The organism is Mycobacterium sp. (assembly GCF_052144515.1).
Taxonomy (GTDB): Bacteria; Actinomycetota; Actinomycetes; order Mycobacteriales; family Mycobacteriaceae; genus Mycobacterium.
The window spans coordinates 1-26,540 of record NZ_JBKQQD010000047.1 but is presented as its reverse complement, the minus strand read 5'-3'; the positions used below and the strand labels follow the sequence as shown (position 1 = coordinate 26,540).

The 26,540-nt window shown below is 66.6% G+C and carries 25 protein-coding genes, 1 pseudogene and 2 riboswitches; of the genes and pseudogenes, 21 read left to right on the top strand and 5 right to left on the bottom strand.

Annotated elements, in window-relative coordinates:
• Nucleotides 1–41: 41 nt before the first annotated feature.
• The 4 genes from ACLP9N_RS02380 to ACLP9N_RS02365 all read left to right on the top strand — a co-directional run bounded on the left by ACLP9N_RS02380 (nucleotide 42) and on the right by ACLP9N_RS02365 (nucleotide 3,455).
• Entirely contained in the window at nucleotides 42–1,436 is a 1,395-nt protein-coding gene (locus ACLP9N_RS02380) for a PPE family protein (RefSeq protein WP_442405891.1), read from the top strand.
• Between the two features lie 368 nt (nucleotides 1,437–1,804).
• Nucleotides 1,805–2,125, top strand: a complete 321-nt coding sequence (locus ACLP9N_RS02375) for a DUF732 domain-containing protein (protein WP_442405890.1) — start codon at nucleotides 1,805–1,807, stop codon at nucleotides 2,123–2,125.
• 62 nt (nucleotides 2,126–2,187) lie between these two features.
• Nucleotides 2,188–2,505 (top strand): DUF732 domain-containing protein, encoded by a 318-nt coding sequence (locus tag ACLP9N_RS02370; RefSeq protein WP_442405889.1) that lies wholly within the window; start codon nucleotides 2,188–2,190, stop codon nucleotides 2,503–2,505.
• A 233-nt stretch (nucleotides 2,506–2,738) separates the two neighbouring features.
• Nucleotides 2,739–3,455, top strand: coding sequence for an MgtC/SapB family protein (locus tag ACLP9N_RS02365; RefSeq protein ID WP_442405888.1), 717 nt, complete (start codon nucleotides 2,739–2,741; stop codon nucleotides 3,453–3,455).
• On the opposite strand, the gene ACLP9N_RS02360 is transcribed toward ACLP9N_RS02365, so the two are convergent.
• Nucleotides 3,452–4,651: an NAD(P)/FAD-dependent oxidoreductase gene (locus ACLP9N_RS02360; RefSeq protein ID WP_442405887.1), complete on the bottom strand. Its 1,200-nt coding sequence runs from the start codon at nucleotides 4,649–4,651 to the stop codon at nucleotides 3,452–3,454. The genes ACLP9N_RS02365 and ACLP9N_RS02360 overlap by 4 nt on opposite strands.
• On the bottom strand, nucleotides 4,648–5,565 hold the full coding sequence (locus ACLP9N_RS02355) for an alpha/beta hydrolase fold domain-containing protein (RefSeq protein WP_442405886.1): 918 nt from the start codon (nucleotides 5,563–5,565) through the stop codon (nucleotides 4,648–4,650). The genes ACLP9N_RS02360 and ACLP9N_RS02355 overlap by 4 nt, the downstream gene beginning before the upstream one ends.
• Before the next feature lie 63 nt (nucleotides 5,566–5,628).
• On the opposite strand from ACLP9N_RS02355, the gene ACLP9N_RS02350 reads away from it, so the two are divergent.
• Together ACLP9N_RS02350 and ACLP9N_RS02345 are read left to right on the top strand one after the other, a co-directional pair.
• Nucleotides 5,629–6,573, top strand: coding sequence for a sterol desaturase family protein (locus tag ACLP9N_RS02350; RefSeq protein WP_442405885.1), 945 nt, complete (start codon nucleotides 5,629–5,631; stop codon nucleotides 6,571–6,573).
• A gap of 99 nt (nucleotides 6,574–6,672) precedes the next feature.
• Entirely contained in the window at nucleotides 6,673–7,356 is a 684-nt protein-coding gene (locus ACLP9N_RS02345) for an Rv1815 family serine proteinase (RefSeq protein WP_442405884.1), read from the top strand.
• A gap of 10 nt (nucleotides 7,357–7,366) precedes the next feature.
• Here ACLP9N_RS02345 and ACLP9N_RS02340 read toward each other — a convergent pair whose 3' ends face one another.
• A complete protein-coding gene (locus ACLP9N_RS02340) occupies nucleotides 7,367–7,822 on the bottom strand; it encodes a nitroreductase/quinone reductase family protein (protein WP_442405883.1) in 456 nt (151 codons plus the stop codon).
• 113 nt (nucleotides 7,823–7,935) lie between these two features.
• On the opposite strand from ACLP9N_RS02340, the gene ACLP9N_RS02335 reads away from it, so the two are divergent.
• The 3 genes from ACLP9N_RS02335 (at nucleotide 7,936) to ACLP9N_RS02325 (ending at nucleotide 10,721) form a co-directional block, all read left to right on the top strand.
• Entirely contained in the window at nucleotides 7,936–8,631 is a 696-nt protein-coding gene (locus tag ACLP9N_RS02335; protein WP_442405882.1) for a TetR/AcrR family transcriptional regulator, read from the top strand.
• A 111-nt stretch (nucleotides 8,632–8,742) separates the two neighbouring features.
• The gene (locus ACLP9N_RS02330; protein ID WP_442405881.1) at nucleotides 8,743–9,243 is read left to right on the top strand and encodes a VOC family protein; all 501 of its coding nucleotides are present in this window, start codon (nucleotides 8,743–8,745) and stop codon (nucleotides 9,241–9,243) included.
• Nucleotides 9,240–10,721 carry an FAD-binding protein gene (locus tag ACLP9N_RS02325; protein ID WP_442405880.1) on the top strand — a complete coding sequence of 494 codons (1,482 nt, stop codon included), beginning with the start codon at nucleotides 9,240–9,242 and terminating at the stop codon, nucleotides 10,719–10,721. The genes ACLP9N_RS02330 and ACLP9N_RS02325 overlap by 4 nt, the downstream gene beginning before the upstream one ends.
• Here the strand turns inward: ACLP9N_RS02325 and ACLP9N_RS02320 are convergent.
• Nucleotides 10,718–12,637 (bottom strand): ABC transporter ATP-binding protein/permease, encoded by a 1,920-nt coding sequence (locus ACLP9N_RS02320; RefSeq protein WP_442405879.1) that lies wholly within the window; start codon nucleotides 12,635–12,637, stop codon nucleotides 10,718–10,720. The two genes, ACLP9N_RS02325 and ACLP9N_RS02320, sit on opposite strands and share 4 nt — an antisense overlap.
• Before the next feature lie 94 nt (nucleotides 12,638–12,731).
• Here ACLP9N_RS02320 and ACLP9N_RS02315 point away from each other — a divergent pair, with 94 nt between their 5' ends.
• From ACLP9N_RS02315 to gcvP, 12 genes are all read left to right on the top strand, one after another.
• Nucleotides 12,732–14,387, top strand: a complete 1,656-nt coding sequence (locus ACLP9N_RS02315; protein WP_442405878.1) for an acetolactate synthase — start codon at nucleotides 12,732–12,734, stop codon at nucleotides 14,385–14,387.
• A gap of 96 nt (nucleotides 14,388–14,483) precedes the next feature.
• Nucleotides 14,484–16,820 (top strand): accessory Sec system translocase SecA2, encoded by a 2,337-nt coding sequence (secA2, locus tag ACLP9N_RS02310; RefSeq protein ID WP_442405877.1) that lies wholly within the window; start codon nucleotides 14,484–14,486, stop codon nucleotides 16,818–16,820.
• 70 nt (nucleotides 16,821–16,890) lie between these two features.
• Nucleotides 16,891–17,517 (top strand): CDP-alcohol phosphatidyltransferase family protein, encoded by a 627-nt coding sequence (locus ACLP9N_RS02305; RefSeq protein WP_442405876.1) that lies wholly within the window; start codon nucleotides 16,891–16,893, stop codon nucleotides 17,515–17,517.
• A complete protein-coding gene (locus ACLP9N_RS02300; protein WP_442405875.1) occupies nucleotides 17,510–18,424 on the top strand; it encodes a DUF881 domain-containing protein in 915 nt (304 codons plus the stop codon). Before ACLP9N_RS02305 ends, ACLP9N_RS02300 begins: the two co-directional genes overlap by 8 nt.
• Before the next feature lie 19 nt (nucleotides 18,425–18,443).
• Nucleotides 18,444–18,776 carry a small basic family protein gene (locus tag ACLP9N_RS02295; protein WP_442405874.1) on the top strand — a complete coding sequence of 111 codons (333 nt, stop codon included), beginning with the start codon at nucleotides 18,444–18,446 and terminating at the stop codon, nucleotides 18,774–18,776.
• A 10-nt stretch (nucleotides 18,777–18,786) separates the two neighbouring features.
• Entirely contained in the window at nucleotides 18,787–19,593 is an 807-nt protein-coding gene (locus ACLP9N_RS02290; RefSeq protein ID WP_442405873.1) for a DUF881 domain-containing protein, read from the top strand.
• 34 nt (nucleotides 19,594–19,627) lie between these two features.
• On the top strand, nucleotides 19,628–20,026 hold the full coding sequence (gcvH, locus tag ACLP9N_RS02285; protein WP_442405872.1) for a glycine cleavage system protein GcvH: 399 nt from the start codon (nucleotides 19,628–19,630) through the stop codon (nucleotides 20,024–20,026).
• A 291-nt stretch (nucleotides 20,027–20,317) separates the two neighbouring features.
• A complete protein-coding gene (gene garA / locus ACLP9N_RS02280) occupies nucleotides 20,318–20,794 on the top strand; it encodes a glycogen accumulation regulator GarA (RefSeq protein ID WP_442405904.1) in 477 nt (158 codons plus the stop codon).
• The gene (gene ftsR / locus ACLP9N_RS02275; RefSeq protein ID WP_442405871.1) at nucleotides 20,794–21,552 is read left to right on the top strand and encodes a transcriptional regulator FtsR; all 759 of its coding nucleotides are present in this window, start codon (nucleotides 20,794–20,796) and stop codon (nucleotides 21,550–21,552) included. The genes garA and ftsR overlap by 1 nt, the downstream gene beginning before the upstream one ends.
• A gap of 57 nt (nucleotides 21,553–21,609) precedes the next feature.
• Nucleotides 21,610–22,104, top strand: coding sequence for a bifunctional nuclease family protein (locus ACLP9N_RS02270; RefSeq protein ID WP_442405870.1), 495 nt, complete (start codon nucleotides 21,610–21,612; stop codon nucleotides 22,102–22,104).
• Nucleotides 22,105–22,424: 320 nt separating this feature from the next.
• Entirely contained in the window at nucleotides 22,425–23,075 is a 651-nt protein-coding gene (locus tag ACLP9N_RS02265; RefSeq protein ID WP_442405869.1) for a MerR family transcriptional regulator, read from the top strand.
• Between the two features lie 63 nt (nucleotides 23,076–23,138).
• Nucleotides 23,139–23,236, top strand: a riboswitch (glycine riboswitch).
• 2 nt (nucleotides 23,237–23,238) lie between these two features.
• Nucleotides 23,239–23,363: riboswitch (glycine riboswitch) on the top strand.
• Nucleotides 23,364–23,407: 44 nt separating this feature from the next.
• Nucleotides 23,408–26,248, top strand: coding sequence for an aminomethyl-transferring glycine dehydrogenase (gcvP, locus tag ACLP9N_RS02260; protein ID WP_442405868.1), 2,841 nt, complete (start codon nucleotides 23,408–23,410; stop codon nucleotides 26,246–26,248).
• Between the two features lie 80 nt (nucleotides 26,249–26,328).
• Here the strand turns inward: gcvP and ACLP9N_RS02255 are convergent.
• Nucleotides 26,329–26,540, bottom strand: a pseudogene (locus ACLP9N_RS02255) (HNH endonuclease); the annotation flags it as partial.

Below are 26,540 nucleotides of genomic sequence, written 5' to 3'. Positions count from 1 at the left end.
CAGCATGGGCCACCCAGGCCACCAGGTAAGGGGTAATAGACATGTTTTATGCAGCGTTTCCGCCGGAGATCAACTCGGGCAGGATCTACGCCGGTCCGGGATCGGGGTCGTTGCGGGCCGCCGCGGCGGCGTGGGACGGGCTGGCCGCCGAGATTCAGTCCACCGTGGGCGCCTATTCGTCGGTGGTCGAGAGCCTGATCAGCGGGTCGTGGGCGGGTCCGTCATCGATGGCCATGTTGGCCGCGGTCACACCCTATTTGAGCTGGATGCAGGCCGCCTCCGGAACAGCCGGCGAAGCCGCAGCCCAGGCCACCGCGGCGGCAACGGCTTATGAGACGGCGTTCGCCGCGCACGTGCCGCCGGCGGAGATCGCGGCCAACCGCAGCCAACTGGCACAGCTGGTGGCGACCAACATCTTCGGGCAGAACACCCCGGCCATCGCGTCGACCGAGATCCAATACGCCGAAATGTGGGCCCAAGACGCCCTGGCGATGGACAGCTACGCCGGCTCGTCGGCGGCCGCCACTAAGGTGACGCCGTTCACCGCGGCGCCGCAGATCACCAACGCGGGCGGGCTGGCCAGCCAGGCCGCCGCGGTAGGCCAAGCCGCCAGCACCGCGGCCGGCAGTGCGCAGTCGATCCTGTCGTCACTCCCCAACCCGGTGTCGTGGCTGTTGGAAGTAGGCGCGAACCTCAGCACCAACTACACAGCAACCATCAACCAACTCCTGAACTCCCTGTTCGGGACCGGCACGGCAGCGTTATATACCGACCTCTACAGTGCCATAAAGGTTCCACTTAGCTTCACGACCGGGTATAACGACATCGGCCTGCTGATCAACTTCCCCGCGTCGCAGTTCCTCAAGTTCGCCCCTAAACCGTCTGCGCTCGGCGCGATCCCGAGAGACGCCCTGGGGGGCGGGCTTATGCCACACTGGGGCCGGGGCACGCTGTTCGGCTCGGTCACGCCGGAGGCGAATTTCGGCCGTGGCACCTTGGTCGGAAACTTGCGGGTTCCGCCGAGCTGGGCCACGGCCACCCCGGCCATCAGGACGGTCGCCGCCGCATTGTCGGCCGCCGGACCGGACGCAGTGCCAGCGGCGGCGCTGGGCGAGGGAGGACTGCTCAGTTCGATGTCCCTGGCGGGCATGCTCGGCGCCGCCGCGGGCGCCGGGGCTCCCGACGTTGCCAAGGCCGGCGTCCGAGGCCGTCTCACCCCGCTCAAGGACCTCAAGGACAGCACCTCGCCGGAGAAGTTGAAGCGTCTGGTCGCACAGATATCGGAGAAACCCGAAAGCGTGCAACACCATCGTGTCGATCAAGAAGGCCTTGACAGCCTGCTGGAGCAGCTGGCGAAGAAACCCGGCATCCACGCGGTGCACCTGTCCAAAGGCGACAAGGCCAAAGTCGTGCCGTCGGATGCGCAGTTGGGCTAGGGGGCAACCTAATTCAGTGCACGAGCTGCTTGCTGTTGGACCCTGATGCCGCCTGCTGTAGTGATCTCGGCGACCGTGACCCAGCGTGGTTGCGGCGTTGAGATCCGCAGCGGCCGCGGCGATTCCGGCGCGGATCAGCGGCCCAGATGGCGGTGCAGTCCCGGATCTGCAACTGCGACTGACCGATCTGAGCAGTTGGCATTGACCCGTCAATACCATTGGTGCAGAACGTCTTTGCAATACAGCGCACACGTCGCAGCGACAACCGCAATCCAAACACATTTGAATCGTAAGATTTTGGGCCAAAGGAACTTTGGCCACTATACGAAAGCTGCAATGATCGCCTCGGCATGAAAGAATGGTGAGTTATGAGACTGCTAATTGCGATACTCGGCGTTTCCGCCATGATCGGTTTCGCCGCGCCTGCGTATGGCGACGGGGATGACATCAGCGGTGACGACGCAGGCTTCCTCGCTGCTCTGCAACAAGCCGACCTGGGCTACAGCAACCCAGCTCAAGCCATCGCGTCCGGCAAAGCGGTGTGCGCGTGCTTGAATAACGGCGAATCGGGCTTGGAGCTAGTCCACGACGTGAAGACCCACAATCCCGGACTCGATATGGAGCGCGCATCCCAGTTCGCCTTGATTGCAGCGAAATACTACTGCCCCCAACACCTCTCCAAGGCTTGACAGAAGAGCAAAAGTCGCGCTTGTCAAGTCACAGCCAAGCTTGTGGGGTCAACGTGGGAGTTATGAGACTGCTAGTAGCGCTACTCGGCGTTTCCACCATGATCGGCCTCGCCGCGCCCGCGTATGGCAATCCGGACGACGGCTTCGATGACGCGGGCTTCCTGGCGACTGTGCGCGATGCGGGCCTCAACTACACCAGTTCAGATAAAGCCATAGCATTTGCCAAAGGGGTGTGCGGGTCGATGGGTAGCGGCAAATCGGGCCCGGAGCTAATCCACGACTTGCAGAACAGCAATCCCGGATTGACCATGGACCACGCGGCCCTGTTCGTGGCGATCTCAGCGAAGTATTACTGTCCGCAACTCGCCAAACAGTCATAGTGCGGCCCCCAGCGCAATAACTCGCGCAGGCTAGTTCAGTAGGTCTGGAGCCCAGCCGTCAGATTGCGCGAGGCGTTCGCGGGGGTAACGGCAATGCAGCCAGTTTGGCCGCGGGCTACCTGTCGTTTACCTAGACGTGGTTAGCTGCCGCCGGCCAGCACCGCGCGGGGGGCGGTATCAAAATCGTCCGGATTGATGCAGAAAGTCCTGCGGTCGGAAGGGAGTGCGGCGTCATGCAAACGCTGAGCGTCGCCGATTTCGCGATCCGACTCGCCGTCGGGGTCGGCTGCGGCGCCCTGATCGGCCTGGAGCGGCAGTGGCGAGCACGCAGGGCCGGTCTGCGCACCAACGCATTAGTGGCCGCCGGCGCGACCTTGTTCGTGCTGTACGCGGCCGCGACCACGGACAGCAGCCCCACCAGGGTTGCGTCCTATGTCGTGTCCGGTATCGGCTTCCTCGGCGGTGGGGTGATCCTGCGCGAAGGGGTCAACGTCCGGGGCCTCAACACGGCGGCCACCTTGTGGTGCTCCGCGGCGATAGGTGTGCTGGCCGCTTCGGGGAACCTGCTTTTCGCGTTGATCGGCACCGGCACCGTCATCGGCATCCACGTGTTCGGGCGCCCGCTGGGTCGGCTGATCGACCGCGACAACACGGGCGACGACGACGAAAGCCTGCAGCCGTACTTGCTGCAGGTAGTCTGCCGCCCGAAACACGAACAATACGCACGCGCCCAGATCATCCAGCACGCCGGCGGCAACGACATCACGCTGCGCGGAATCCACACCGGGCGCGCCGGCGACGACGAGATCACTTTGACCGCACACCTACTCATGAACGGCGATGCTCCAGCCAGGCTTGAGCGGTTGGTAGCCGAGCTGTCGCTGCAGCCGGGAGTTCGCGCGGTGCAGTGGTATGCCGGCGACGAAGCGCAGTCAGACGGACGCCGCTAGGGACGGGGCTGCAGCTCCGGCGCGGCGGCGGCCAGCAGGTCGGCGCGGTTGCCGGTCAACGGTGGATAGATCCGCCGGGTATTGATCGTTTGCTTGGTCGCCTTGGCCCTCGCCCCGTCCGCCACCACCACCCGGTCCCACCCCTCGGTGTAGACCGCGCCGGCCGGGCCGAGATCGAGAACCGTGACATACCAAGGGATCCGAAGGGTCAGTATCGGCTCGCCGAACAGGTCGCTGATGACGTTGTAGCCGGCGTAGCGGCCCATCGGGCGGCCGTGCTGACACGACATCACCGACAGGTGTTCGTCGTCCATGCGGGCGGCGGCCACGTCTCCCGCTGCGAATATCGACGGCACCCCGATCACCCGCAGATGGTCGTCGACCGGCACCCGGCCCAGCCGGTCGTGCGCCACCGGGAGCTGCTCGGTCAGCGGACTGGCCCGCATGCCGGCACACCACACCACCGTGGCCGCCCGCAGCCGCTCGCCCGACGACAGCGACACGCCATCCCCGCTGACCGCATCGACGCTGACTGAAGTCCTGATCTCAACACAGTTGTCCGCCAACGCCCGTTCGATCACCGGCCGTGCGGACACGCCCATATCGGAGCCCACAAAAGGGTTGCGGTCGACCAATACAACTCGGCCGTCGCGGCCGAACAACGTCCGCAACCTCGTCGGCAGCTCGCAAGCCGTCTCGATGCCGGTCAGCCCGGCACCGGCCACGACGACCGTGGCGGCCGACGGCTGCGATGTCCCGGGCGACCCGCCCGCAAGCTCCCGCAGATGGTCCTGCAGCGTAACGGCGCCGTCATGGGTGTCGACATCAAAACCGAACTCCCGCAGGCCCGGAACCGCGGGCATAACTACCTGACTGCCGGACGCGAGCACCAGTCGGTCATAGCCGTACGTCGCACCGCTTGACGTCGTGAGGGTGCGCGCACCGGTGTCGATCGCGGTCACCTCGGTGGCGACGTGCGCGACTCCGACGGGGTCGAGCAGATCGGCGAGCGGGATGCGGCCGGCGCTCAAATCGGCCTCGTAGTTGCGGACCCGGATGTCATGAAAAGGCTTGGCGCTCAACACGGTGATGTCGACGGCGCCCGCCGGCACACCGAGCTCGTCGAGTCGCCGGGCTGCGCCGAGCGCCGCCCACAGGCCCGCGAATCCGGAGCCGATCACCACCACGGAGGTCAACCGCTCAACACCTCGGTGATCTGTTCCAGCGCGTCGGCCGCGTCCCGACCGGGCAGCAGCATCCACGCGTGCACACCCCCTTCGAGTTCGTACCAGCCGATGTCGAGGCCTTCGGCCGCCGCTCGCTTGCGGAACGCGCGGGCATCGGGGTTGAGCACGTCGTGGGTCCCGGTGAAAACGGTCAGCCGCGGCAGACCGGTCAGCGGTCCCACGCTAGGGCTGAGCAGGGGAGTATCCAGTGAATCGCCGCCGGCGTAACGGATGCCCGCGGCGCGCAGGTCCTCCGGGTTGAGAAACGGGTCGATCTTGGCGACGACCGGCACGTCCGGGTCCGGCAGCGCGAGGTGCATCCACGGAGAGAGCAGCACGGCGTCGGTCGGCGCCGCCAGGCCGGCGTCTCGCACCGCGTGACACAGCGCACAGGCCATCCCGCCCCCGGCCGAATCACCCATGAAGGCAATCGAATTCGGATCGCGGGTTTCCGGCTCGCGGCGGTACACCTGCAGCAGGAACGGGAACACCTCGCGGTAGGTGTGCTCGGGGACGATGGGGTAGATCGGCACGCTCACGGTCCGCCGAAGAGCGATCGCCAGCTTCGCGATGGCCGGCCAGTGGAAATACGGCAGCAGGTCCAGCACGTAGGCCCCGCCGTGCAGATAGAGCAGGTGGCCGGTGATCTCGCCGCCAACCAGTCGCGGGCTGACCTGATAGACCGGACGGCCGTTGAGGTCCGCCCGGGTGACGTCGATCCTCTTCAACACGCGCTTCGGCGGCCGGCCGGTGTAAGGCGGACGCGGGTGGGCCGCCCAGCGGTCCAGCTTCGTAACCGGAAAGAGCCGATTCCGGACACCGGTGGCACGCAGCAGCCGCTGCGTGGCACTGAGCTTGAGCATCCCTCGATTTGTTGCTGGCATCGCTTCATAGTCTGTACCCAAGGGTCGGCCCGCTGGTGAGGGCCGCGTCGTAGTCTGTTTTGTGTGAACGCGGTGACAGGTTTCTGGTTCGGGCTGCCCGAGCAGATACGCGACCCGGTCCTGTTCGCCATCCCGTTTTTCCTCTTGCTCCTGATCCTGGAGTGGACGGCGGCCCGCAAGCTGGAACGCATCGAGGCCGAGGAGTCAGGTACGGCGCGGGCACCTTCGGGCGCGTATCTCACCCGCGATGCCTGGGCGAGCATCTCGATGGGACTGGTCTCGATAGCCACCAGTGCCGGCTGGAAGGCACTGGCCCTGCTGGGTTACACCGCGATCTACGCGTACGTGGCGCCCTGGCACCTTTCGCCCACCAAGTGGTACACCTGGGTGATCGCGCTTCTCGGCGTCGACCTGCTGTACTACGGCTATCACCGCATGGCTCACCGGGTCCGGCTAATCTGGGCGACGCATCAGGCCCACCACTCCAGCGAGTACTACAACTTCGCCACCGCGGTGCGCCAGAAATGGAACAACAGCGGCGAGATCTTGATGTGGGCTCCGTTGCCGCTGTTGGGGCTTCCCCCCTGGATGGTGTATTTCAGCTGGTCGCTGAACCTGATCTACCAGTTCTGGGTGCACACCGAGCGGGTCGACAAACTGCCGCGGCCCTTCGAATTCGTCCTCAACACGCCGTCGCACCACCGGGTGCACCACGGGATGGACCAGCTGTACCTGGACAAAAATTACGGCGGCATTCTCATCCTCTGGGACCGGCTGTTCGGCAGCTTTCAGCCCGAGCTGTTCCGCCCGCATTACGGCCTGACCAAGAAGGTCGACACCTTCAACATCTGGAAGCTGCAGACCCGCGAGTACGTGGCGATGGCCCGCGACTGGCGATCGGCGACGCGCCTGCGCGACCGGTTGGGCTACGTCTTCGGACCCCCGGGGTGGCAGCCGCGCGGGGCCGGGCAGGCCGACGGCGCCGTCCCGGTGGTAACGGCGCGGTAACGCCGGCACCAGACCGCGCGAAAGACTCAACAGGGGATGTTCAGGCCGTAACCTAAAGCTGCGGCCGGTGCTTGCGCCGGCCTCGACGGATCGGAGTCCATGATGCGTCGCCTGACGGTGCGCGCCTTTGCCGCGTCGGCTTCGGCTGCCGCGCTCGCGGCAGGGCTGTCGCCCGTCTCCGCCAGCGCGGATCCCACGCTGGTCTTTCCGGGCATGGAAATCCACCAGGACAACCGCGTCTGCACCTTGGGCTACGTGGACCCGGCGACCAGGATCGCGTTCACGGCGGGGCATTGCCGAGGCGGCGGGCCCGTCGTCACCGACAGGGACCACCACTTGATCGGTCGCCTGGCGACGTTTCGGGACAACACACCCAGCGGCACGACGGTGGCCACCGATCAGTTGATCTCCGACTACGAGGCGATCGTGCTGGACGATCACGTCGCAGTGAGCGACGTTCTGCCGGGCGGGCGCCGACTGGAATCAAACCCGGCCGTGGCGATTGCGCCCGGCCAAGCAATTTGCCACTTCGGCGTCATCACCGGTGAGACCTGCGGAACCGTGGAGAGCGTCAACAATGGGTGGTTCACCATGTCCCACGGCGTGCAGAGCCAAAAAGGCGACTCGGGCGGACCGGTGTACCTGGCGCCCAATGGCGGCCCCGGGCAGCTCGTGGGGATTTTCAACAGCGTGTGGGGGGAATTTCCGGCCGCGGTGTCGTGGCGGGCCACCACCGACGAGGTTCGCCAGGATCTCGGCGGGGCGGCGACGAACCCTCGTTAGGACCCGCCGATCAGCGGGACGGTGCGAGCTCGAACACCGGGATCGATGGCGCCGCGGCGAGCAGTTGCTCATCGGTTGATTCCGGCGTCAACCCTGCGACGTAATCCTTGACCTGCCAGTACCACCTGGCCAGATAGCGCCTCAGGAGTTCGGGCTTGGCGGCATCGCTCACCTCGGTAATGCCGCTACTGTGGCTTCTGAATTTGGGCCAGCGTGGACCGATCTCAACGACGCCGGCGGCCCTGACGTTGCGCGCCCACTGGGTGTTCCCGCGCGGTGAGACGACGTAGTCCACGCCGTCGACGGTGAGCAGGTTGATCACCACGCCGCGCTGCTTGCCGGTCTTGCGGCCGCGGACGCGCAGCGCCCGTGTCCCGGCGATGCTGATGCCCAGTTCGGCCAGCCACCGGATCACCCGGTTAGCGGCCTGCGCGGCCCGCCCGGGTTCGTCGTATCGCGTGGACATGCTGCATCCTCTCGGCCGGTACTTACGAGAGCGGCGCTCTCTATGTTGACCACCGTGCCACAGCCCTGAGCAAAAAGCAAGAGCGGTGATCTCGGTTGTGCCAGACTGGCCGCGTGGGCAAACGCCAGGAGTCGCGGGCGCAGATCGAGGCCAAGATCGTCGAACTGGGCCGCCGCCAGCTGGTGGGTCACGGCGCAGCCGGATTGTCGCTGCGCGCGATAGCCCGCGACCTGGGCATGGTGTCTTCGGCCGTGTACCGGTATGTCTCCAGCCGCGACGAGCTGCTGACCTTGCTGCTGGTCGACGCCTATTCGGAGCTGGCCGACACCGTGGACCGGGCCCGCGACACCGTAACCGACCTATGGAGCGATGACGTCATCGCGATCGCGCGCGCGGCGCGGGGATGGGCCGTCGCGCACCCCGCCGGCTGGGCCCTGCTGTACGGCAGCCCGGTGCCCGGGTACCACGCACCGCCGGAACGCACCGTCGGAGTCGGCACCCGCGTGGTGGGAGCGCTCTTCGACGCGATCGCGGCCGGAATCGCCACCGGAGACATCAGACTGACCAATGATGTTGCCCCGCAACCCATGTCATCGGACTTCGAACGGATTCGCCAGGAGTTCGGCTTCCCCGGCGACGATCGCGTCGTCGCCAAGTGCTTCCTGCTGTGGGCCGGTGTCGTGGGTGCGATCAGCCTGGAGGTGTTCGGACAGTACGGTGCCGACACACTCACCGATCCGAACACGGTGTTCGACACCCAGGTGCGGCTGCTCATAGACGTGCTGACCCAGGATCGAGGGCCGAATTAGAACGTGTTCACTCGGCTTCTCCCGACCCGATCCGGCTGATCACGGCAAAGTTTATTTTGGCTTCCGCTCCGTCTTTCTGCCAGCCGGCAGCCTGGGCTATCCTGCGAAACGATGAACCTGACCGTTCAGTCGCCGATACAGATTGCCTGGGTCACCCCGGACCTGGATGCCACCGAAACGGCCCTCACCGGCCTCTTAGGTGTCCGAAAGTGGGTGCGGATACCCGACGTGCACTTTGCTCCGGGCGCCTGCAGCTATCACGGAAAGCCGGCCGATTTCCTGGCGAGCATCTCGCTGAGCTATCTCGGGGACATGCAGCTGGAGCTGATCCAGCCGGTCAGCGGGGAGAATGTCTATAGTGACTTTCTGGCCGACGCCGGGCCAGGTTTGCATCACATCTGCATGGAGGCCGAAAGTCCGGAGCAGTTCGACGCGGCACTGGCCGACGCCGCCGATCGTGGCGCCCCGGTTGTGCAGCAGGGCGTCATGCCCGGCGGAATCCAATTCGCCTACGTGTCGGCACCGCAGGCCGGGGTGCCGTTCATCGAGATCGCATACATCCCGCCGGAGATGCGGGCTTTCTACGACTACATCAAACAGGAGCAGCGGTGAACACCGACATACCGGAGACGGTCGGCGCGGACACAGTGACGTCCTGGTCGGATGACGTCGACGTAGTGGTGATCGGTTTCGGCATCGGCGGTGGTTGCGCGGCGGTCAGCGCCGCCCAGGAAATAGGGGCGGGCGCGCGGGTGCTGGTGCTCGAGCGCGCTGCCGCGGCGGGCGGCACCACGTCGCTTGCCGGAGGGCACTTTTACCTGGGCGGCGGGACCGCGGTGCAGCAGGCGACGGGTCACCCCGACTCGCCCGAGGAGATGTACAAGTACCTGGTCGCGGTTTCGCAGCAGCCTGACCATGCCAAGATTCGCGCCTATTGCGAGGGCAGTGTCGAGCATTTCGATTGGCTGGAAGATCTGGGCTTCCAATTCGAGCGCAGCTACTTCCCCGGGAAGGCGGTGATCCAGCCCAACACCGAGGGGTTGATGTTCACCGGCAACGAGAAAGTGTGGCCGTTCCTCGAGATGGCGGTGCCGGCGCCGCGGGGGCACAAGGTGCCGGTACCCGGGGACACCGGCGGGGCCAGCATGGTGATCGACCTGCTGCTCAAGCGAGCCGCGAGCCTGGGCGTGCAAGTGCGTTACGAGACCGGGGCCACCGAGCTCATCTTGGAAGATGGGGGCGCCGGTTCGGGTGCGGTGAGCGGCGTGCTGTGGAAGCGGTTCGCCGAAGTCGGGGCGATCAAAGCAAAGTCGGTGATCATTGCCGCCGGGGGATTCGTGATGAACCCGGAGATGGTGGCCAAGTACACCCCGAAGCTGGCCGAGAAGCCGTTCGTGCTCGGCAACACGTATGACGACGGCCTGGGCATCCGGCTGGGGGTCTCGGCCGGCGGCGCCACCCAGCACATGGATCAGGCCTTCATCACGGCGCCGCCGTACCCGCCGTCGATCCTGCTCACCGGGATCATCGTCAACAAGCTCGGCAAGCGGTTCGTCGCCGAAGACTCCTACCATTCCCGGACCGCGGGTTTCATCATGGATCAGCCTGACAGCGCGGCGTTCTTGATCGTCGACGAGGCGCACCTGGAACATCCCACGATGCCACTGGTCCCGCTGATCGACGGCTGGGAAACGGTCGCCGAAATGGAAGCCGCGCTTGGCATCCCGGAGGGCAACCTGGCCGCGACGCTGGACCGCTACAACACGCACGCCGCGCTCGGCGAGGACCCTGACTTCCACAAGCAGCCGGAATTCCTTGCGTCGCAAGACAAAGGGCCATGGGGCGCGTTCGACATGTCACTGGGCAAGGCGATGTATGCCGGATTCACCCTGGGCGGACTGGCCACGTCGGTCGATGGTCAGGTGCTCCGCGAGGACGACACGGTGGTGCCCGGCCTGTACGCGGTCGGGGCGTGTGCGTCCAATATCGCCGAGGACGGCAAGGGATACGCCAGCGGCACCCAGTTGGGCGAAGGGTCGTTCTTCGGGCGCCGCGCCGGAGCGCACGCGGCAGCGAACGCGAGAGGCTAGACCCGCGCCGGCGCCGCTTCCACCCGGCCCAACCGCCACTGGCCTTCGCCGAGCAATTCCAGAATGTGCTCGTGGTGCTGTTCGACCGTCGGCCGGTGGCTGACGCTGACCACGACGCAGTCGGGCAGTTCGGTGCGCACCAGCTGGTAGAGCGCGTATTCCAGCCCGGGGTCCAGCGCGGAGGTGGCCTCGTCGAGGAAGACCGCCCGCGGTTTGGTCAGCAGAATGCGGGCAAAGGCGATGCGCTGCTGTTCACCCGGGGAGAGCACCTTGGCCCAGTCCTCTTCCTCGTCGAGCCGGTCGCCCAACGGGGCCAGCGCCACCTTGGTCAGGGTCTCGCGCAGGGTGTCATCGGAAATATCGCCGGGTTCGTTCGGGTAGGAGACGACGCCGCGCAGATCACCCAGCGGCACGTAGGGCAGCTGCGACAGGAACATCGTCTGGTTGTCGCCGTCGGGCCTGCGCAGTGTGCCCGACGCGAACGGCCACAATTCCGCCAGGCTGCGCAGCAGCGTTGTCTTGCCAACGCCCGACGGGCCGACGACCACCAGCGAGTCACCGCTGTTCAACTGCAGGTCGAGTGGATGGATCAACTGCTCACCTGTCGGTGTGCGCACCTCGATGCCGTCGAGTCGCACCGAGCCGTCATCGGTGGGCGCGGTTGCCACCTTCGGCAATTGGCGGCCCTGCTCGTTGGCGTCCACCAGCCCGTGTAACCGGATGATCGCCGCACGGAACGCCGCGAACGCGTCGTAGTTGTTGCGGAAGAACGACAGCGATTCGTGGATGTTGCCGAAGGCGGTCACCGACTGGCCCACGTCACCGAACTGGACCTCCCCGGCGAACAACCGTGGTGCCTGAACGATCCAGGGCAGTGGGACGATGATCTGAGTCATCGTCCAGTTCCATCCGTTGAACACGATGGTGCGTCGCACAAAGCGGCGGTAGTTGTCGATGATCGGGGTGAAGCGCTGCCACAGTTGCAGCCGCTCCACTCTTTCACCGCGGTAGAAGCCCACCGCCTCCGCGGCGTCGCGCAACCGCACCAGGGCATAACGAAATGCGGCATTGAGCTTCTCGTTGCTAAAGCTGAGCCAGATCAGCGGGCGCCCCAGCCAGAACGCGACGACCGTCGCGACCAGCACGTAGAGCAGGACGATCCAGAACAACGCGCGCGGCAACTGGAAGCCGAGGATGTTCAGGTGCCCCGAGAGCTTCCACAGGATCGCGGTGAAGGAGATCACCGACACCACGGCATGGACCGCGCCTAACAACAACGTGGACGTCGTACCGTTGGACGGGATGTTCGGGGTGGCGCCCGCGCCGGTGGTGAAGATGTCGACGTCTTGTTGAATGCGCTGGTCGGGGTTGTCGATGGTGTTGTCGATGAAAAGATCCCGGTAGTAGGCCCTGCCGTCCAGCCAGTCGTCGGTGAGGTGTCCGGTGAGCCACACCCGCCACGCGATGATGAAGCGCTGGGTCAGATAGATGTCGAGCACCACTCGGCCGATGAACAAGCTCGCCAAGAAGCAGAAGATCGCGAGCGACATCCAAAAGCCATGGATCCCTGAGTTTTTGACCTCGTCGTTGCCCACGGCGATGCCTTCGAACGCCGTCTGCAGCGCCGTGTACAGGTCGTTGCTCTGGTAGCTGAACAACACGTTGAGCCGCACCGCGACGATGACCGAGAACAGCAACACGCCGAACATCAGCCACACCGGCACGGCTCGCCGCCCAGTGAAGTAGGCACCGGTGATCCGCCAGTACTGCCGGCCCCAGACGGTGAAGTACCGAATCAGCACCAGCACGACGAGGACGACCACGGCGCTGATCGCCCACGCTTTTGCCGACCACAGCACGGAATCGTGGAAGGCCGCCGACCATTTGATGGACGGTTTGAACGGCTTCGGCTCCACTTTCACGTCTCCTTGCCCTCGAGGCGCCCCGCCGGCGCCTCATCAGAAATCCCTGTCGGCGAAGGTACCCGAAGGTGGTGGATAGGCTCCGGATATGAGTCTCGAAGCTCCCTCCACCCAGACCGTGCATGCCGGCCAGTTGATCGCGCGGCGACTGCGGGCCAGCGGCATCGACACGGTGTTCACCCTGTCCGGCGGCCACTTGTTCTCCATCTACGACGGCTGCCGCAGCGAGGGCATCCGGCTGATCGACACCCGCCACGAGCAGACCGCCACCTTCGCCGCCGAAGGCTGGTCGAAGGTGACCCGGGTGCCGGGGGTGGCCGCGCTGACGGCAGGTCCAGGCGTCACCAACGGGATGAGCGCGATGGCCGCCGCGCAGCAGAACTCCTCTCCGCTGCTCGTTCTCGGCGGCCGGGCCCCGGCGCTGCGCTGGGGCATGGGGTCGCTACAGGAGATCGACCACGTGCCGTTCGTGGCACCGCTGGCCCGCTTCGCGGCGACCGCGCAGTCGGCCGAGGCCGCGGGTCGGCTTGTCGACGAAGCATTGCGGGCGACGGTGGGCGCCCCCTCGGGCGTCGGTTTCGTCGACTTCCCGATGGACCACGTGTTTTCCCACGTCTTTTCCACGTCGGACGATGACGGCCGACCCGGCGCCCTGGACGACCTGCCGCCCTCGCCGGGCGCCGACCCCGACGCCTTGGACCGGGCTTGCGAGCTGCTGTCCGCGGCGCAGCGCCCGGTGATCATGGCGGGAACCAACGTGTGGTGGGGACGCGGGGAGGGCGCGTTGCTGCGCCTGGCCGAGCAACGGCGGATCCCGGTGCTGATGAACGGGATGGCTCGCGGTGCGGTGCCCGCCGACCACCCGCTGGCCTTCTCTCGCGCGCGCTCAAAAGCGTTGGGCGAGGCCGACGTTGCCGTGGTGATCGGGGTGCCGATGGATTTCCGGCTGGGCTTCGGCAAGGTGTTCGGGTCGCAGACCCAGCTCATCGTGGCCGACCGTGTCATCCCGGATCGCGAGCATCCGCGGCCCGTCGCGGCCGGACTCTACGGGGACCTGACGGCGACCCTCTCGGCGCTGGCAGGAACGGGTGGGACCGACCATCAAGACTGGATCGAGGAGCTGCGGACGGCCGAGACCGCGGCACGCGACCTCGAGAGAGCCGAGCTGGCCGACGACCGGACCCCGCTGCATCCGATGCGGGTATATGCGGAACTGGCGCCGATGCTGGACCGCGACGCCATCGTCGTCATCGACGGCGGGGATTTCGGTTCCTACGCCGGCCGGGTGATCGACAGTTATCTGCCGGGCTGCTGGCTGGATAGCGGGCCGTTCGGCTGCCTCGGTTCGGGGCCCGGCTACGCGTTGGCCGCCAAACTCGCCCGGCCCGACCGTCAGGTCGTCCTGCTGCAGGGCGACGGCGCATTCGGCTTCAGCGGCATGGAATGGGACACCCTGGTCCGGCACAACGTGCCGGTCGTCTCGGTGATCGGCAACAACGGAATCTGGGCGCTGGAAAAGCACCCCATGGAGGCCCTGTACGGCTATTCGGTGGTCGCCGAGCTGCGCCCGGGCACCCGCTACGACGAGGTCGTGCGCGCCCTGGGAGGCCATGGCGAGCTGGTATCCACCCCGGCCGAGCTGCGCCCCGCACTCGGGCGTGCCTTCGCCAGTGGGCTACCCGCCGTCGTCAACGTGCTCACCGACCCGAACGTCGTCTACCCACGCCGGTCGAACCTGGCCTGACGAGCCGCGAACGTGCGCATTTGCACGCCCGTGCCCGGCGTGTCACGCACAAACACGCACGCTCGCGCCGGGTACGCGGTCGCGTACCGTTGACCTGTGCCCAAGACCACCCGTGCGCAACCCGGCCGTCTGAGCGGCCGATTTTGGCGATTGCTCGGCGCCAGCACCGAGAAGAACCAGAGCCGTTCCCTCACCCAGGTCACCGCCTCGGAGGAGTACAACGAGGAAGCCGCCGACCTCAACGACGAGAAGCTGCGCAAGGCGGCCGGACTGCTCAAGCTCGAAGACCTCGCCGAGTCCGAAGACATCCCGCAGTTCCTTGCGATTGCCCGGGAGGCGGGCGAAAGAGCGACCGCGCTCCGTCCATTTGACGTGCAGCTGCTCGGGGCCCTGCGCATGCTTGCCGGTGACGTTATCGAGATGGCGACCGGTGAGGGCAAGACTCTCGCCGGGGCCATCGCGGCCGCCGGCTACGCGCTGGCCGGTCGGCACGTGCACGTCGTGACCATCAACGACTACCTGGCCCACCGCGACGCGGAGTGGATGGGGCCGCTGATCGAGTCGCTGGGCCTGACGGTCGGCTGGATCACCGCGGAGTCGACGAGCGAGGAACGCCGGGCCGCCTACGGCTGCGACGTCACCTACGCCTCGGTCAACGAGATCGGCTTCGACGTGCTGCGCGATCAGCTGGTCACCGACGTCGCCGACCTGGTGTCGCCCAATCCCGATGTGGCCCTTATCGATGAGGCTGACTCCGTGCTGGTCGACGAGGCGCTGGTCCCGCTGGTGCTGGCGGGGACCACCCACCGCGAGACGCCTCGGCTGGAGATCATCACCCTGGTCGGTGAGCTGGTCGCCGGCAGCGATTACGACACCGACTCCGACAGCCGCAACGTGCATTTGACCGAGGTCGGCGCGCGCAAGGTGGAAAAGGCGCTCGGCGGCATCGACCTGTACTCCGAAGAACACGTCGGCACCACACTGACCGAGGTCAACGTCGCGCTGCACGCGCATGTCCTGTTGCAGCGCGACGTGCACTACATCGTCCGCGACGACGCGGTGCACCTGATCAACGCCTCGCGTGGCCGCATCGCGCAACTGCAGCGCTGGCCGGACGGCCTGCAGGCCGCCGTCGAGGCCAAGGAGGGCATCGAGACCACCGAGACCGGTGAGGTGCTCGACACCATCACGGTGCAGGCGCTGATCAACCGCTACGCCACCGTGTGCGGAATGACGGGCACCGCGCTGGCCGCCGGTGAGCAGCTGCGCCAGTTCTACAAGCTCGGTGTGTCACCGATACCGCCGAACACCCCCAACATTCGCGAGGACGAATCCGACCGGGTCTACATCACCGCCGCCGCCAAGAACGACGCGATCGTCGATCACATCGCCGAGGTGCACAAGACCGGCCAGCCGGTGCTCGTCGGCACGCGAGACGTCGCCGAGTCCGAGGAGCTACACGAGCGACTAGTGCGCCGCGGCGTACCCGCAGTTGTGCTCAACGCGAAGAACGACGCCGAGGAGGCGCAGGTGATCGCCGAGGCCGGCACTCATGGCACGGTCACGGTGTCCACTCAGATGGCCGGGCGCGGCACCGACATCCGGCTCGGCGGGTCCGACGAGTCCGATCACGACAGGGTCGCCGAACTGGGCGGCCTGCACGTGGTCGGCACGGGCCGCCATCACACCCAGCGCCTGGACAACCAACTGCGCGGCCGGGCGGGTCGCCAGGGCGATCCGGGGTCGTCGGTGTTCTTCTCGAGTTGGGAGGACGACGTCGTCGCGGCCAACCTCGAGCGCAACAAACTGCCCATGGAAACCGACGAGGACGGCCGGATCGTCAGCCCCAAGACCAGCGGCCTGCTCGACCACGCGCAGCGCGTCGCCGAGGGCCGGCTGTTGGATGTGCACGCGAACACGTGGCGCTACAACCAGCTGATCGCTCAGCAACGCGCCATCATCGTCGACCGGCGAAACACGTTGCTGCGCACCGCAACCGCGCGCGAGGAACTGGCCGAACTGGCGCCGGACCGCTACGACGAGTTGGCTCAGGCAATGTCCAAGGACGCCTCCGAGGATCGCCTCGAGACGATCTGCCGGCAGATCATGCTGTACCACCTCGATCGGGGCTGGGCCGATCATCTGGCCTATCTGGCCGACATCCGCGAGAGCATCCATTTGCGGGCGCTGGGTCGGCAAAACCCACTCGACGAGTTTCACCGGTTGGCCGTCGACGCGTTCGCGTCGCTGGCGGCGGATGCGATCGAGGCGGCCCAGCAGACGTTCGAAACCGCGAACGTCCTCGAAGAGGAGCAGGGGCTGGATCTGTCCAAACTGGCGCGGCCGACGTCGACGTGGACCTACATGGTCAACGACAACCCGCTTTCCGATGACACGCTGTCCACCCTGAGCCTGCCCGGGGTGTTCCGCTGAGCCGTGGTCCGCTTGGTCCCCCTTGGTCCCAAGTGCGGACCACATCCTTCCCGCGTTAAGGTCACGGCTCATGGAGGCCGAGCTTCCACCAGATCGGGTGCTGACCGTACCCAACTTGCTCAGCGCCGTCCGCTTGGCGCTCATCCCGGTCTTTATCTACGTGCTGCTGGTCGCGCACGCCGAGGGCTGGGCGGTGGCGATCCTGATGTTCAGCGGCGCCTCCGACTGGGCCGACGGCAAGATCGCCCGGTCGTTGAACCAGTCCTCGCGGTTAGGGGTCCTGCTGGACCCGGCCGTCGATCGCCTCTACATGGTTGCGGTTCCCGTCGCGATGGCGGTGCGCGGGATCGTGCCGTGGTGGTTCGTCATCACCCTGCTGGCGCGCGACGCGCTGCTGGCTGCGACGCTGCCGCTGCTGCGCAGTCGCGGACTGTCGGCGCTGCCGGTGACCTACGTCGGCAAGGCCGCGACGTTCGCGTTGATGTCAGGCTTTCCGCTGGTGCTGCTGGGACAGTGGCCCGCGCTGTGGAGCCGGGTGGTGGGGGACTTCGGGTGGGGGTTTTTGATCTGGGGTATGTACATGTACCTGTGGGCGTTCGTGCTCTACGCGGTGCAGATAACGCTGGTGGTGCGCCAAATGCCCAAGCTCAGCAAGGCCGATCAGCGGCTCGCCCCCAAAGCAGGTAAACATGGCTGAACCCGACCGGCCGCTCGGCGGCTATGACCCCAACGCCGGATACAGCGCCCACGCGACGCGGCCCAAGCACATCCCGGTGCCCTCATTGCTGCGCGCGCTGCTGTCGGAACACCTGGACCCCGGTTACGCCGCGGCAGCCGCCGCACGCTCGACCACACCGCCGAGCACGGGGGCCCGCGTTTTCGGCTGGTTCTGGCAGGCCCTGGCCGCGACGCTGGTCGCCGCGGTGTTCGCCGCCGCGGTCGCGCAGGCCCGCTCGGTTGCGCCCGGGGTGCGCACCGCCCAGCAGCTGCTGGCAACCAGCGTGCGGTCAACCGAAGCCTCTGCCACCAAGTTGGCCCAACGGCGCAGCGTGCTCACCAGGCAACTCGACGACGTCCAACGGCGCGCACTCGCCAGCGACGCCGAAGGGCAGCGCCTGCTGACCCGCCTCGACGCGCTCAGCCTCGCGGCGGCTAGCACCGCCGTCATCGGGCCGGGCCTGACGGTGACCATCACCGATCCCGGCGTTAGCCCGAATCTGTCCGACGTGTCCAAGCAGCGGGTCAACGGCAGCCGGCAAATCATTCTGGACCGCGACCTGCAGCTCGTCGTCAACTCATTGTGGGCCAGTGGCGCCGAGGCCATCTCGGTCGGCGGCGCCCGGATCGGGCCGAACGTGACCATCCGGCAGGCCGGCGGCGCGATCCTGGTCGACAACAACCCCACCGGCAGCCCCTACACGATCCTGGCCGTCGGGCCGCCGCACGCGATGCGAGACGTCTTCGACCACAGCCCCGGTCTGCAGCGTCTACGGCTGCTGGAGGTCTCCTACGGTGTCGGCGTCACCGTCAACGTTTCCGACGGCCTTTCACTGCCGGCCGGCGCAGTCCGGGATGTCAAGTTCGCCAAACAGATTGGGCCCTAGTGAAAGAAGTCCCCGCGGCATGATCGGTATCGCGGCGCTTGCCATCGGCATCGTGCTGGGTTTGGTTTTCCACCCCAGCGTGCCCGAGGCCATCCAGCCCTACCTGCCGATCGCGGTGGTCGCCGCCCTCGACGCGGTGTTCGGCGGGCTGCGCGCCTACCTCGAGCGGATCTTCGACCCGAAGGTCTTCGTCGTGTCGTTCGTGTTCAACGTGCTGGTGGCCTCCCTCATCGTCTACGTCGGCGACCAGCTGGGGGTTGGCACGCAGTTGTCCACCGCGATCATCGTCGTCCTGGGTATCCGCATCTTCGGCAATGCGGCCGCACTACGGCGCCGGCTGTTCGGGGCATGACGGAGACGAGATGAGCGAGAGCCAAGACCTCCCAGAGCACGGCCGTCACGAGCTGCCCGCCGACCTTCCGCGGCCGGAGGTCGGGCCGGTACACGCGGGCAGGCTGTCCGGACTGCTGCGGGGCGGGCGATCCCGGTTGGCGTTCGGAGCGCTGGCGATCGTGTTGTGCCTGGTCCTGGGGATCGCCATCGTCACCCAGGCCCGCCAGACGAGGTCCGGTGATTCGCTGGAAACCGCCCGTCCGGCGGATCTGTTGGTGCTGCTGGATTCGCTGCGGCAGCGCGAAGCCACGCTGAACAGCGAGGTGACCGACCTGCAGAACACGCTGAACTCCCTGCAAGCCTCGGGCAACACCGATCAGGCCGCCATCCAGAGCGCTCAGGCCAGGTTGGCTGCGCTGTCCATCCTCGTCGGTGCGGTGGGCGCCACCGGGCGTGGTGTCACGTTGACGATCGACGATCCCGGACCCGGGGTGGCACCGGAAGCGATGCTCGACGTGATCAACGAGTTGCGTGCCGCGGGTGCCGAGGCGATCGAGATCAACGATGCGCGCGATTCTGTGCGCGTCGGCGTCGATACCTGGGTGGTCGGCGTCCCCGGCTCACTGACCATCGACAACCAGACACTGTCGCCGCCGTATTCGATTCTGGCGATTGGTGATCCGCCGACCCTGTCCGCCGCAATGAACATTCCCGGCGGCGCGGAGGACAGCGTCAAACGCGTGGGTGCGCGCATGAACGTGCAACAGGCCGACAGGGTGGACGTGACCACCTTGCGGCAACCGAAACAGCACCAATACGCTCAGCCCGTCAAGTGAACCAGCCCGACCACAACACCAGAACAGGATCATCGTGAGCGACATCCCCGCCGATCTGCACTACACCGCCGAACACGAGTGGGTTCGCCGCAGCGGGGAGACCACCGTGCGCATCGGGATCACCGATTTCGCGCAGTCGGCGCTGGGTGACGTCGTCTTTGTTCAGCTGCCCGACGTCGGCAGCGAGGTGGCCGCGGGCGAGTCCTTCGGCGAGGTGGAATCGACGAAGTCGGTGTCGGACCTCTACGCGCCGGTCTCGGGCAAGGTCTTGGCCGTCAACAGCGATCTGGACGGCAGCCCGCAGCTGGTGAACTCCGACCCGTACGGTGCGGGCTGGCTGGTGGATGTCCAGGCCTCCGACGTGGCCGCTTTGGAGTCGACGGTTGCGGAGTTGCTCGACGCTGAGGCCTACCGCGGCACTCTGACCGAATGACGGTTGCTAAGGTGCCTGCCAGCGCCGCGCCGATGCGGGCCATGGACCATCCCGGCTCATCCTGCGGTGGGGGCACAATGCGGGCCGGTGCGCGGTACGGTCAACACACCGGCTTGGGAGGCTTTAGGAGGCTTTAGGAGGCTTTAGGAGGCTTTGTTGGGCTTCAGAGAGCATTGGGAAGGTTGAGACGGTAGTAATCGGTAAAACAAGGCGGAGAATCTAGTATGAAGCCGGCCGAGCGGCCCGGTTAGACAACGCCACAGCGGCCAGAAGGAGCAGCGGGTGACGGACATGGACTCAGGAAGTTCGCAAGACCAGACTTCTGATGAAGTCACGGTGGAGACGACCTCGGTCTTTCGCGCCGACTTCCTCAACGAACTGGATGCCCCGGCACAAGCGGGCACCGAGAGCACGGTATCCGGGGTCGAAGGACTCCCGACCGGCTCGGCGTTGCTAGTCGTCAAAAGGGGACCCAACGCGGGGTCGCGCTTCCTGCTCGACCAGGCCATTACGTCCGCCGGCCGGCACCCCGACAGCGACATCTTCCTCGATGACGTCACCGTGAGTCGTCGCCACGCCGAATTCCGGTTGGAAGGCAACGAGTTCCACGTCGTCGACGTCGGCAGCCTCAACGGCACCTACGTCAACCGCGAGCCGGTGGATTCAGCTGTGTTGGCAAACGGTGACGAAGTGCAGATCGGCAAGTTCCGCTTGGTGTTTTTGACCGGACCCAAGCAAGGCGACGACGACGGGGGAACCGGAGGCTAGTGAGCGCACCCGATAGCTCGGCACTGGCCGGGATGTCGATCGGGGGGGTCCTCGAGCTGTTGAGGCCGGATTTCCCCGATGTCACCATCTCCAAGATTCGCTTCCTAGAGGCGGAGGGGCTGGTGACGCCGCAGCGCGCCGCGTCGGGCTATCGGAGATTCACTGCGTACGACTGCGCGCGGCTGCGTTTCATCCTCACCGCCCAGCGCGATCACTACCTGCCGCTGAAGGTCATCCGCGCGCAGCTGGACGCGCAGCCCGACGGTGAGCTACCGCCGTTCGGATCGCCTTATGGCGTACCGCGATTGGTGTCAGTGGCGGACACCGGGGATGAGTACCAGGCCGGATCCGACGCGGGATCCGATTTCAAGGCGGTGTCGCCCGCCCCCGTCCGGCTGAGCCGGGACGACGTCCTGGAGCGCTCGGGAGTGGACGACAACCTGCTGACGGCGCTGCTCAGGGCGGGAGTCATCACCACGGGGCCGGGGGGTTTCTTTGACGAACACGCGGTCGTGATTCTCCAATGTGCGCGGGCGCTGTCCGAGTACGGCGTCGAACCGCGCCATCTGAGGGCGTTCCGCTCGGCGGCCGACCGACAGTCCGACCTGATCGCCCAGATCGCCGGGCCGTTGGTCAAAGCCGGTAGGGCCGGTGCCCGCGACCGCGCCGACGACTTGGCGCGGGAAGTCGCCGCCCTGGCCATCACTTTGCACACCTCGTTGATCAAGTCTGCGGTGCGCGACGTTCTGCACCGCTGAGGATTAGACTTCGTTGGACAGCTTGGTGTTCGGCAGCATGGCGGAGGGCAAACACAGATGGGTGAAGTTCGTGTTGTCGGCATTCGTGTCGAGCAGCCGCAGAACCAGCCGGTGCTGTTACTGCGCGAAGCCAACGGTGACCGGTACCTGCCGATCTGGATCGGCCAGTCGGAGGCCGCCGCGATCGCGCTGGAGCAGCAAGGCGTCGAGCCACCCCGCCCGCTGACGCATGATTTGATCAGGGATCTCATTGCCGCGCTTGGACATTCGCTCAAAGAGGTTAGGATCGTGGATCTGCAGGAGGGCACTTTCTACGCCGATCTGATCTTTGACCGTGATATCAAAGTGTCGGCGCGTCCCTCGGACTCCGTGGCGATCGCCCTGCGGGTCGGCGTCCCGATCTACGTCGAGGAGGCGGTGCTGGCCCAGGCCGGCCTGCTGATCCCCGACGAAGGCGACGAAGAGGCCGGCACCGCCGTCCGCGAGGACGAGGTGGAGAAGTTCAAGGAGTTCCTCGACAGCGTCTCACCCGACGATTTCAAAGCCACCTAGCCCGACCGAGGATTCTGCCGATGCAGCCCGCGAAGCGGGGTGGGGAGGAGCTGGGCAATTTAGCCCTAGCCCGGCGAGAGGTTTAGGTGTTACGGGGGAGGTCAATATCACGGATGCATCTCATATAGCACCGGAATGCGACACGCCTGGCGGTTAGCCCCATACCGAACCGGGCGGCGGCCATACTTTGATGACGACTTAGGGCACGGCGGCTATCGAACAGCAGTAAGCTTTTCACACTCGGGCCTGACCAAGGGTGGCTGTCCAGGCAGCCAGAGACGCAGCTAGCGACCACAGCGCGATCGGCGAGAGGAACCACCGTGAGCGAGCAGCCACGTCAAGGTCAACTGGACCTTGGTGACCACGCGGACGGCGCGACCAGTGGTGACAGGGGTGATAGTGGCCTCAGTGGCCCCACCGCGGCGACCGCACCCGTGCAACCGGGTCTGTTTCCCGACGATTCCGTGCCCGACGAGTTGGTCGGTTACCGCGGGCCCAGTGCCTGCCAAATCGCCGGAATCACGTATCGCCAGCTGGACTACTGGGCACGCACCTCGCTGGTCGTGCCCTCCATCCGCAGCGCGGCGGGCTCCGGCAGCCAGCGGCTCTACTCGTTCAAGGACATCCTGGTTCTCAAGATCGTCAAGCGGTTGCTCGACACCGGTATCTCACTGCACAACATCCGCGTTGCCGTTGACCATCTGCGCCAGCGCGGCGTCCAGGACCTGGCCAACATCACCCTGTTCTCCGACGGCACCACGGTGTACGAGTGCACGTCGGCCGAAGAGGTCGTCGACCTGCTGCAGGGCGGGCAGGGCGTGTTCGGCATCGCCGTGTCCGGCGCGATGCGCGAGCTGACCGGCGTCATCGCCGACTTCGCCGGTGAGCGCGCCGACGGCGGCGAGTCGATTGCCGCCCCGGAAGACGAGCTGGCTTCCCGTCGCAAGCATCGCGACCGCAAGATCGGCTAACACGGCACGCCATCCCTGGCGTTCGCCCCGGACCGGGGTGCGCGGGTAAAGTCGGGTATGCATCGCCCTCGCGTGGGAGAGTTCTGTGGCGGCCAGCTACAGACGCCGAAGGAGCAACACCTCTCCGTCAACCTCTCAGGCACCCGGACCGCGTGAGATAACGATGCCTCTGGAAAGCGGTGGCGACCGGTAACGGTCCACGCCCGCCGATGGGGAAAGGCGACCGGGGCAGTACGGGCGCTGAATCTCTCAGGCGCCCGGCGAATGGGTGAAGACAGAGGGAGAGGGCCAGTAGTCCTCTGCCCCTGTAATAGTCCGTCAGGAGTTCGCCAGTGCCCGACCAATCAAACTTCGCAGACCGTCACATCGGCCCGGATAGCCAGGCCGTCGCCACCATGCTTGGCGTCATCGGAGTCGACTCGCTCGACGCACTGGCGGATAAGGCGGTCCCGACCGGCATCCTCGACAAGCTCTCCGACACCGGTGAAGCGCCGGGCCTGGACCGGCTCCCGCCGGCCGCCGGCGAGGCCGAGGCGCTGGCCGAGCTGCGGGCGCTGGCCGACTCCAACACCGCTGCGGTCTCGATGATCGGGCAGGGCTACTACGACACGCTCACACCCCCGGTGCTGCTGCGCAACATCATGGAGAACCCGGCCTGGTACACCGCCTACACGCCTTATCAGCCCGAGATCAGTCAGGGCCGGCTGGAAGCGCTGCTCAACTTCCAGACCATGGTCACCGACCTCACCGGCCTCGAGATCGCGAACGCGTCCATGCTCGACGAGGGCACCGCGGCCGCCGAGGCCATGACGTTGATGCACCGCGCGGCGTCACGCCGCGCGGCCGAAAGCAGTGCCAACCGCCTGGCCGTCGACGCCGATGTCTTCGCCCAGACGGCGGCGGTGCTGGCCACCCGCGCCAAGCCGTTCGGCATCGAAATCGTTACCGCCGACCTGCGTGACGGCCTGCCCGACGGTGAATTCTTCGGCGTCATCACCCAGCTGCCCGGCGCCAGCGGCCGGATCACGGACTGGTCGGCTTTGGTGTCCCAGGCGCATGACCGCGGCGCACTGGTCGCCGTCGGCGCCGACCTGTTGGCGCTGACGCTGATCACACCGCCGGGCGAGATCGGCGCGGACGTCACGTTCGGTACCACCCAAAGATTCGGTGTGCCAATGGGATTCGGCGGCCCACACGCCGGGTACCTGGCGGTGCGCACCAAGCATGCCCGTCAGCTGCCGGGCCGGCTGGTCGGCGTGTCCGTGGATGCCGACGGGTCCCCGGCCTACCGGCTCGCGCTGCAAACTCGCGAGCAGCACATCCGCCGCGACAAGGCGACCAGCAACATCTGCACCGCGCAGGTGTTGCTGGCGGTGATGGCCGCGATGTACGCCAGCTACCACGGCGCCGACGGGCTGAGCGCGATCGCCCGCCGCGTGCACTCCCATGCCGAGACCATCGCCGCCGCACTGGGCGACGCGCTGGTGCACGACACGTACTTCGACAGCGTGCTGGCCCACGTGCCGGGACGTGCCGACGAGGTGCTGGCCAAGGCCAAGGCACAGGGCATCAACTTATGGCGCGTCGACGCCGATCATGTGTCGGTGGCCTGCGACGAAGCCACCACCGACGCCCATGTGGCGGCAGTTCTGGACGCCTTCGGGGTCTCGCCCGCCGACCCGGCCGGCACCGATATCACGATGCGCACCTCGGAGTTCCTCACCCACCCCGCATTCACCCAATACCGCACCGAGACGTCGATGATGCGGTACCTGCGGGCGCTGGCGGACAAGGACATCGCCTTGGACCGCAGCATGATTCCGCTCGGCTCGTGCACCATGAAACTCAACGCCGCGGCCGAGATGGAACCGATCGCCTGGCCCGAATTCGCGCGTCAGCATCCGTTCGCCCCGATCGCCGACACCCCGGGGCTGCGTCGGCTCATCGCCGACCTGGAGGGCTGGCTGGTGGACATCACGGGCTACGACGCCGTCTCGCTGCAACCCAACGCCGGCTCGCAAGGCGAGTATGCCGGCCTGCTGGCGATCCACGACTACCACGAAAGCCGGGGCGAGCCGCACCGCGACATCTGCCTAATCCCGTCCAGCGCACACGGCACCAACGCGGCCTCGGCGGCGCTGGCCGGGCTGCGGGTGGCCGTGGTGGCCTGCCGCGCCAACGGCGACGTCGACCTCGACGACCTGCGGGCCAAGGTCGCCGAGCATGCGGACCGGCTGGCGGCCCTGATGATCACCTACCCGTCCACGCACGGCGTCTACGAGCACGACATCGCCGACATCTGCGCGGCCGTGCACGACGCCGGCGGTCAGGTCTACATCGACGGCGCCAACCTTAACGCGCTGGTCGGTCTGGCCCGGCCGGGGAAGTTCGGCGGCGACATCAGCCACTTGAACCTGCACAAGACGTTCTGCATTCCGCACGGCGGCGGCGGCCCGGGCGTCGGTCCGGTGGCGGCGCGCTCGCATCTGGCTCCGTTCCTGCCCGGTCACCCATACGCGCCGGAGCTGCCCGACGGCCGGCCGGTCTCGTCGGCGCCGTACGGGTCGGCGTCGATCCTGCCGATCACCTGGGCCTACATCCGGATGATGGGCGCCGACGGTCTGCGGGCGGCGTCGCTGACCGCGATCGCCTCGGCCAACTACATCGCCCGTCGGCTCGACGAGTACTTTCCGGTGCTCTACACCGGCGAGAACGGCATGGTCGCCCACGAATGCATCCTTGATCTGCGGCCGATTACCAAGTCCACCGGCGTGACCGTCGACGATGTCGCAAAACGCCTGGCGGACTACGGCTTCCACGCACCGACCATGAGCTTCCCGGTGGCCGGCACACTGATGGTGGAGCCCACCGAGAGCGAGAGCCTGGCCGAAATCGACGCGTTCTGTGACGCCATGATCGCCATCCGCGGCGAGATCGACCGGGTCGGCGCAGGGGAGTGGCCTGTTGAAGACAACCCGCTGCGGGGCGCACCGCACACCGCCGAGTGCCTGCTGGTTTCCGACTGGGATCACCCGTACACCCGCGAAGAGGCCGCCTATCCGCTCGGGAAGGGGTTCCGGCCCAAGGTGTGGCCGCCGGTGCGTCGCATCGACGGGGCGTATGGCGACCGCAACCTGGTCTGCTCGTGCCCGCCGGTGGAGGCGTTCGTCTAGGCAGTGTCTGTTTGGGCCGGGAATGTCGTGTCCGGTATGGCTTAGTTGCCGGCCGATGCCACCGGTCGACGCAACTCGGGCTAGGCGGCGTGTCGCGCGAGCGCGATGCCGACTCGGACCTCGACATCACTGATCGTGATCGCCGGCGCGCGCGGCGGGGCGCCCGACCGGTATCGCCTACCCGTCGGTGTAGTGAATTGCGCTGTGTGCGTGTGATTTTCGTCCATGCCGGTGCTGACCCGCCAGCCGTCGGCTTCTTTGGCGTAGTTGCAGCGCTCGCATGACCCGAGCC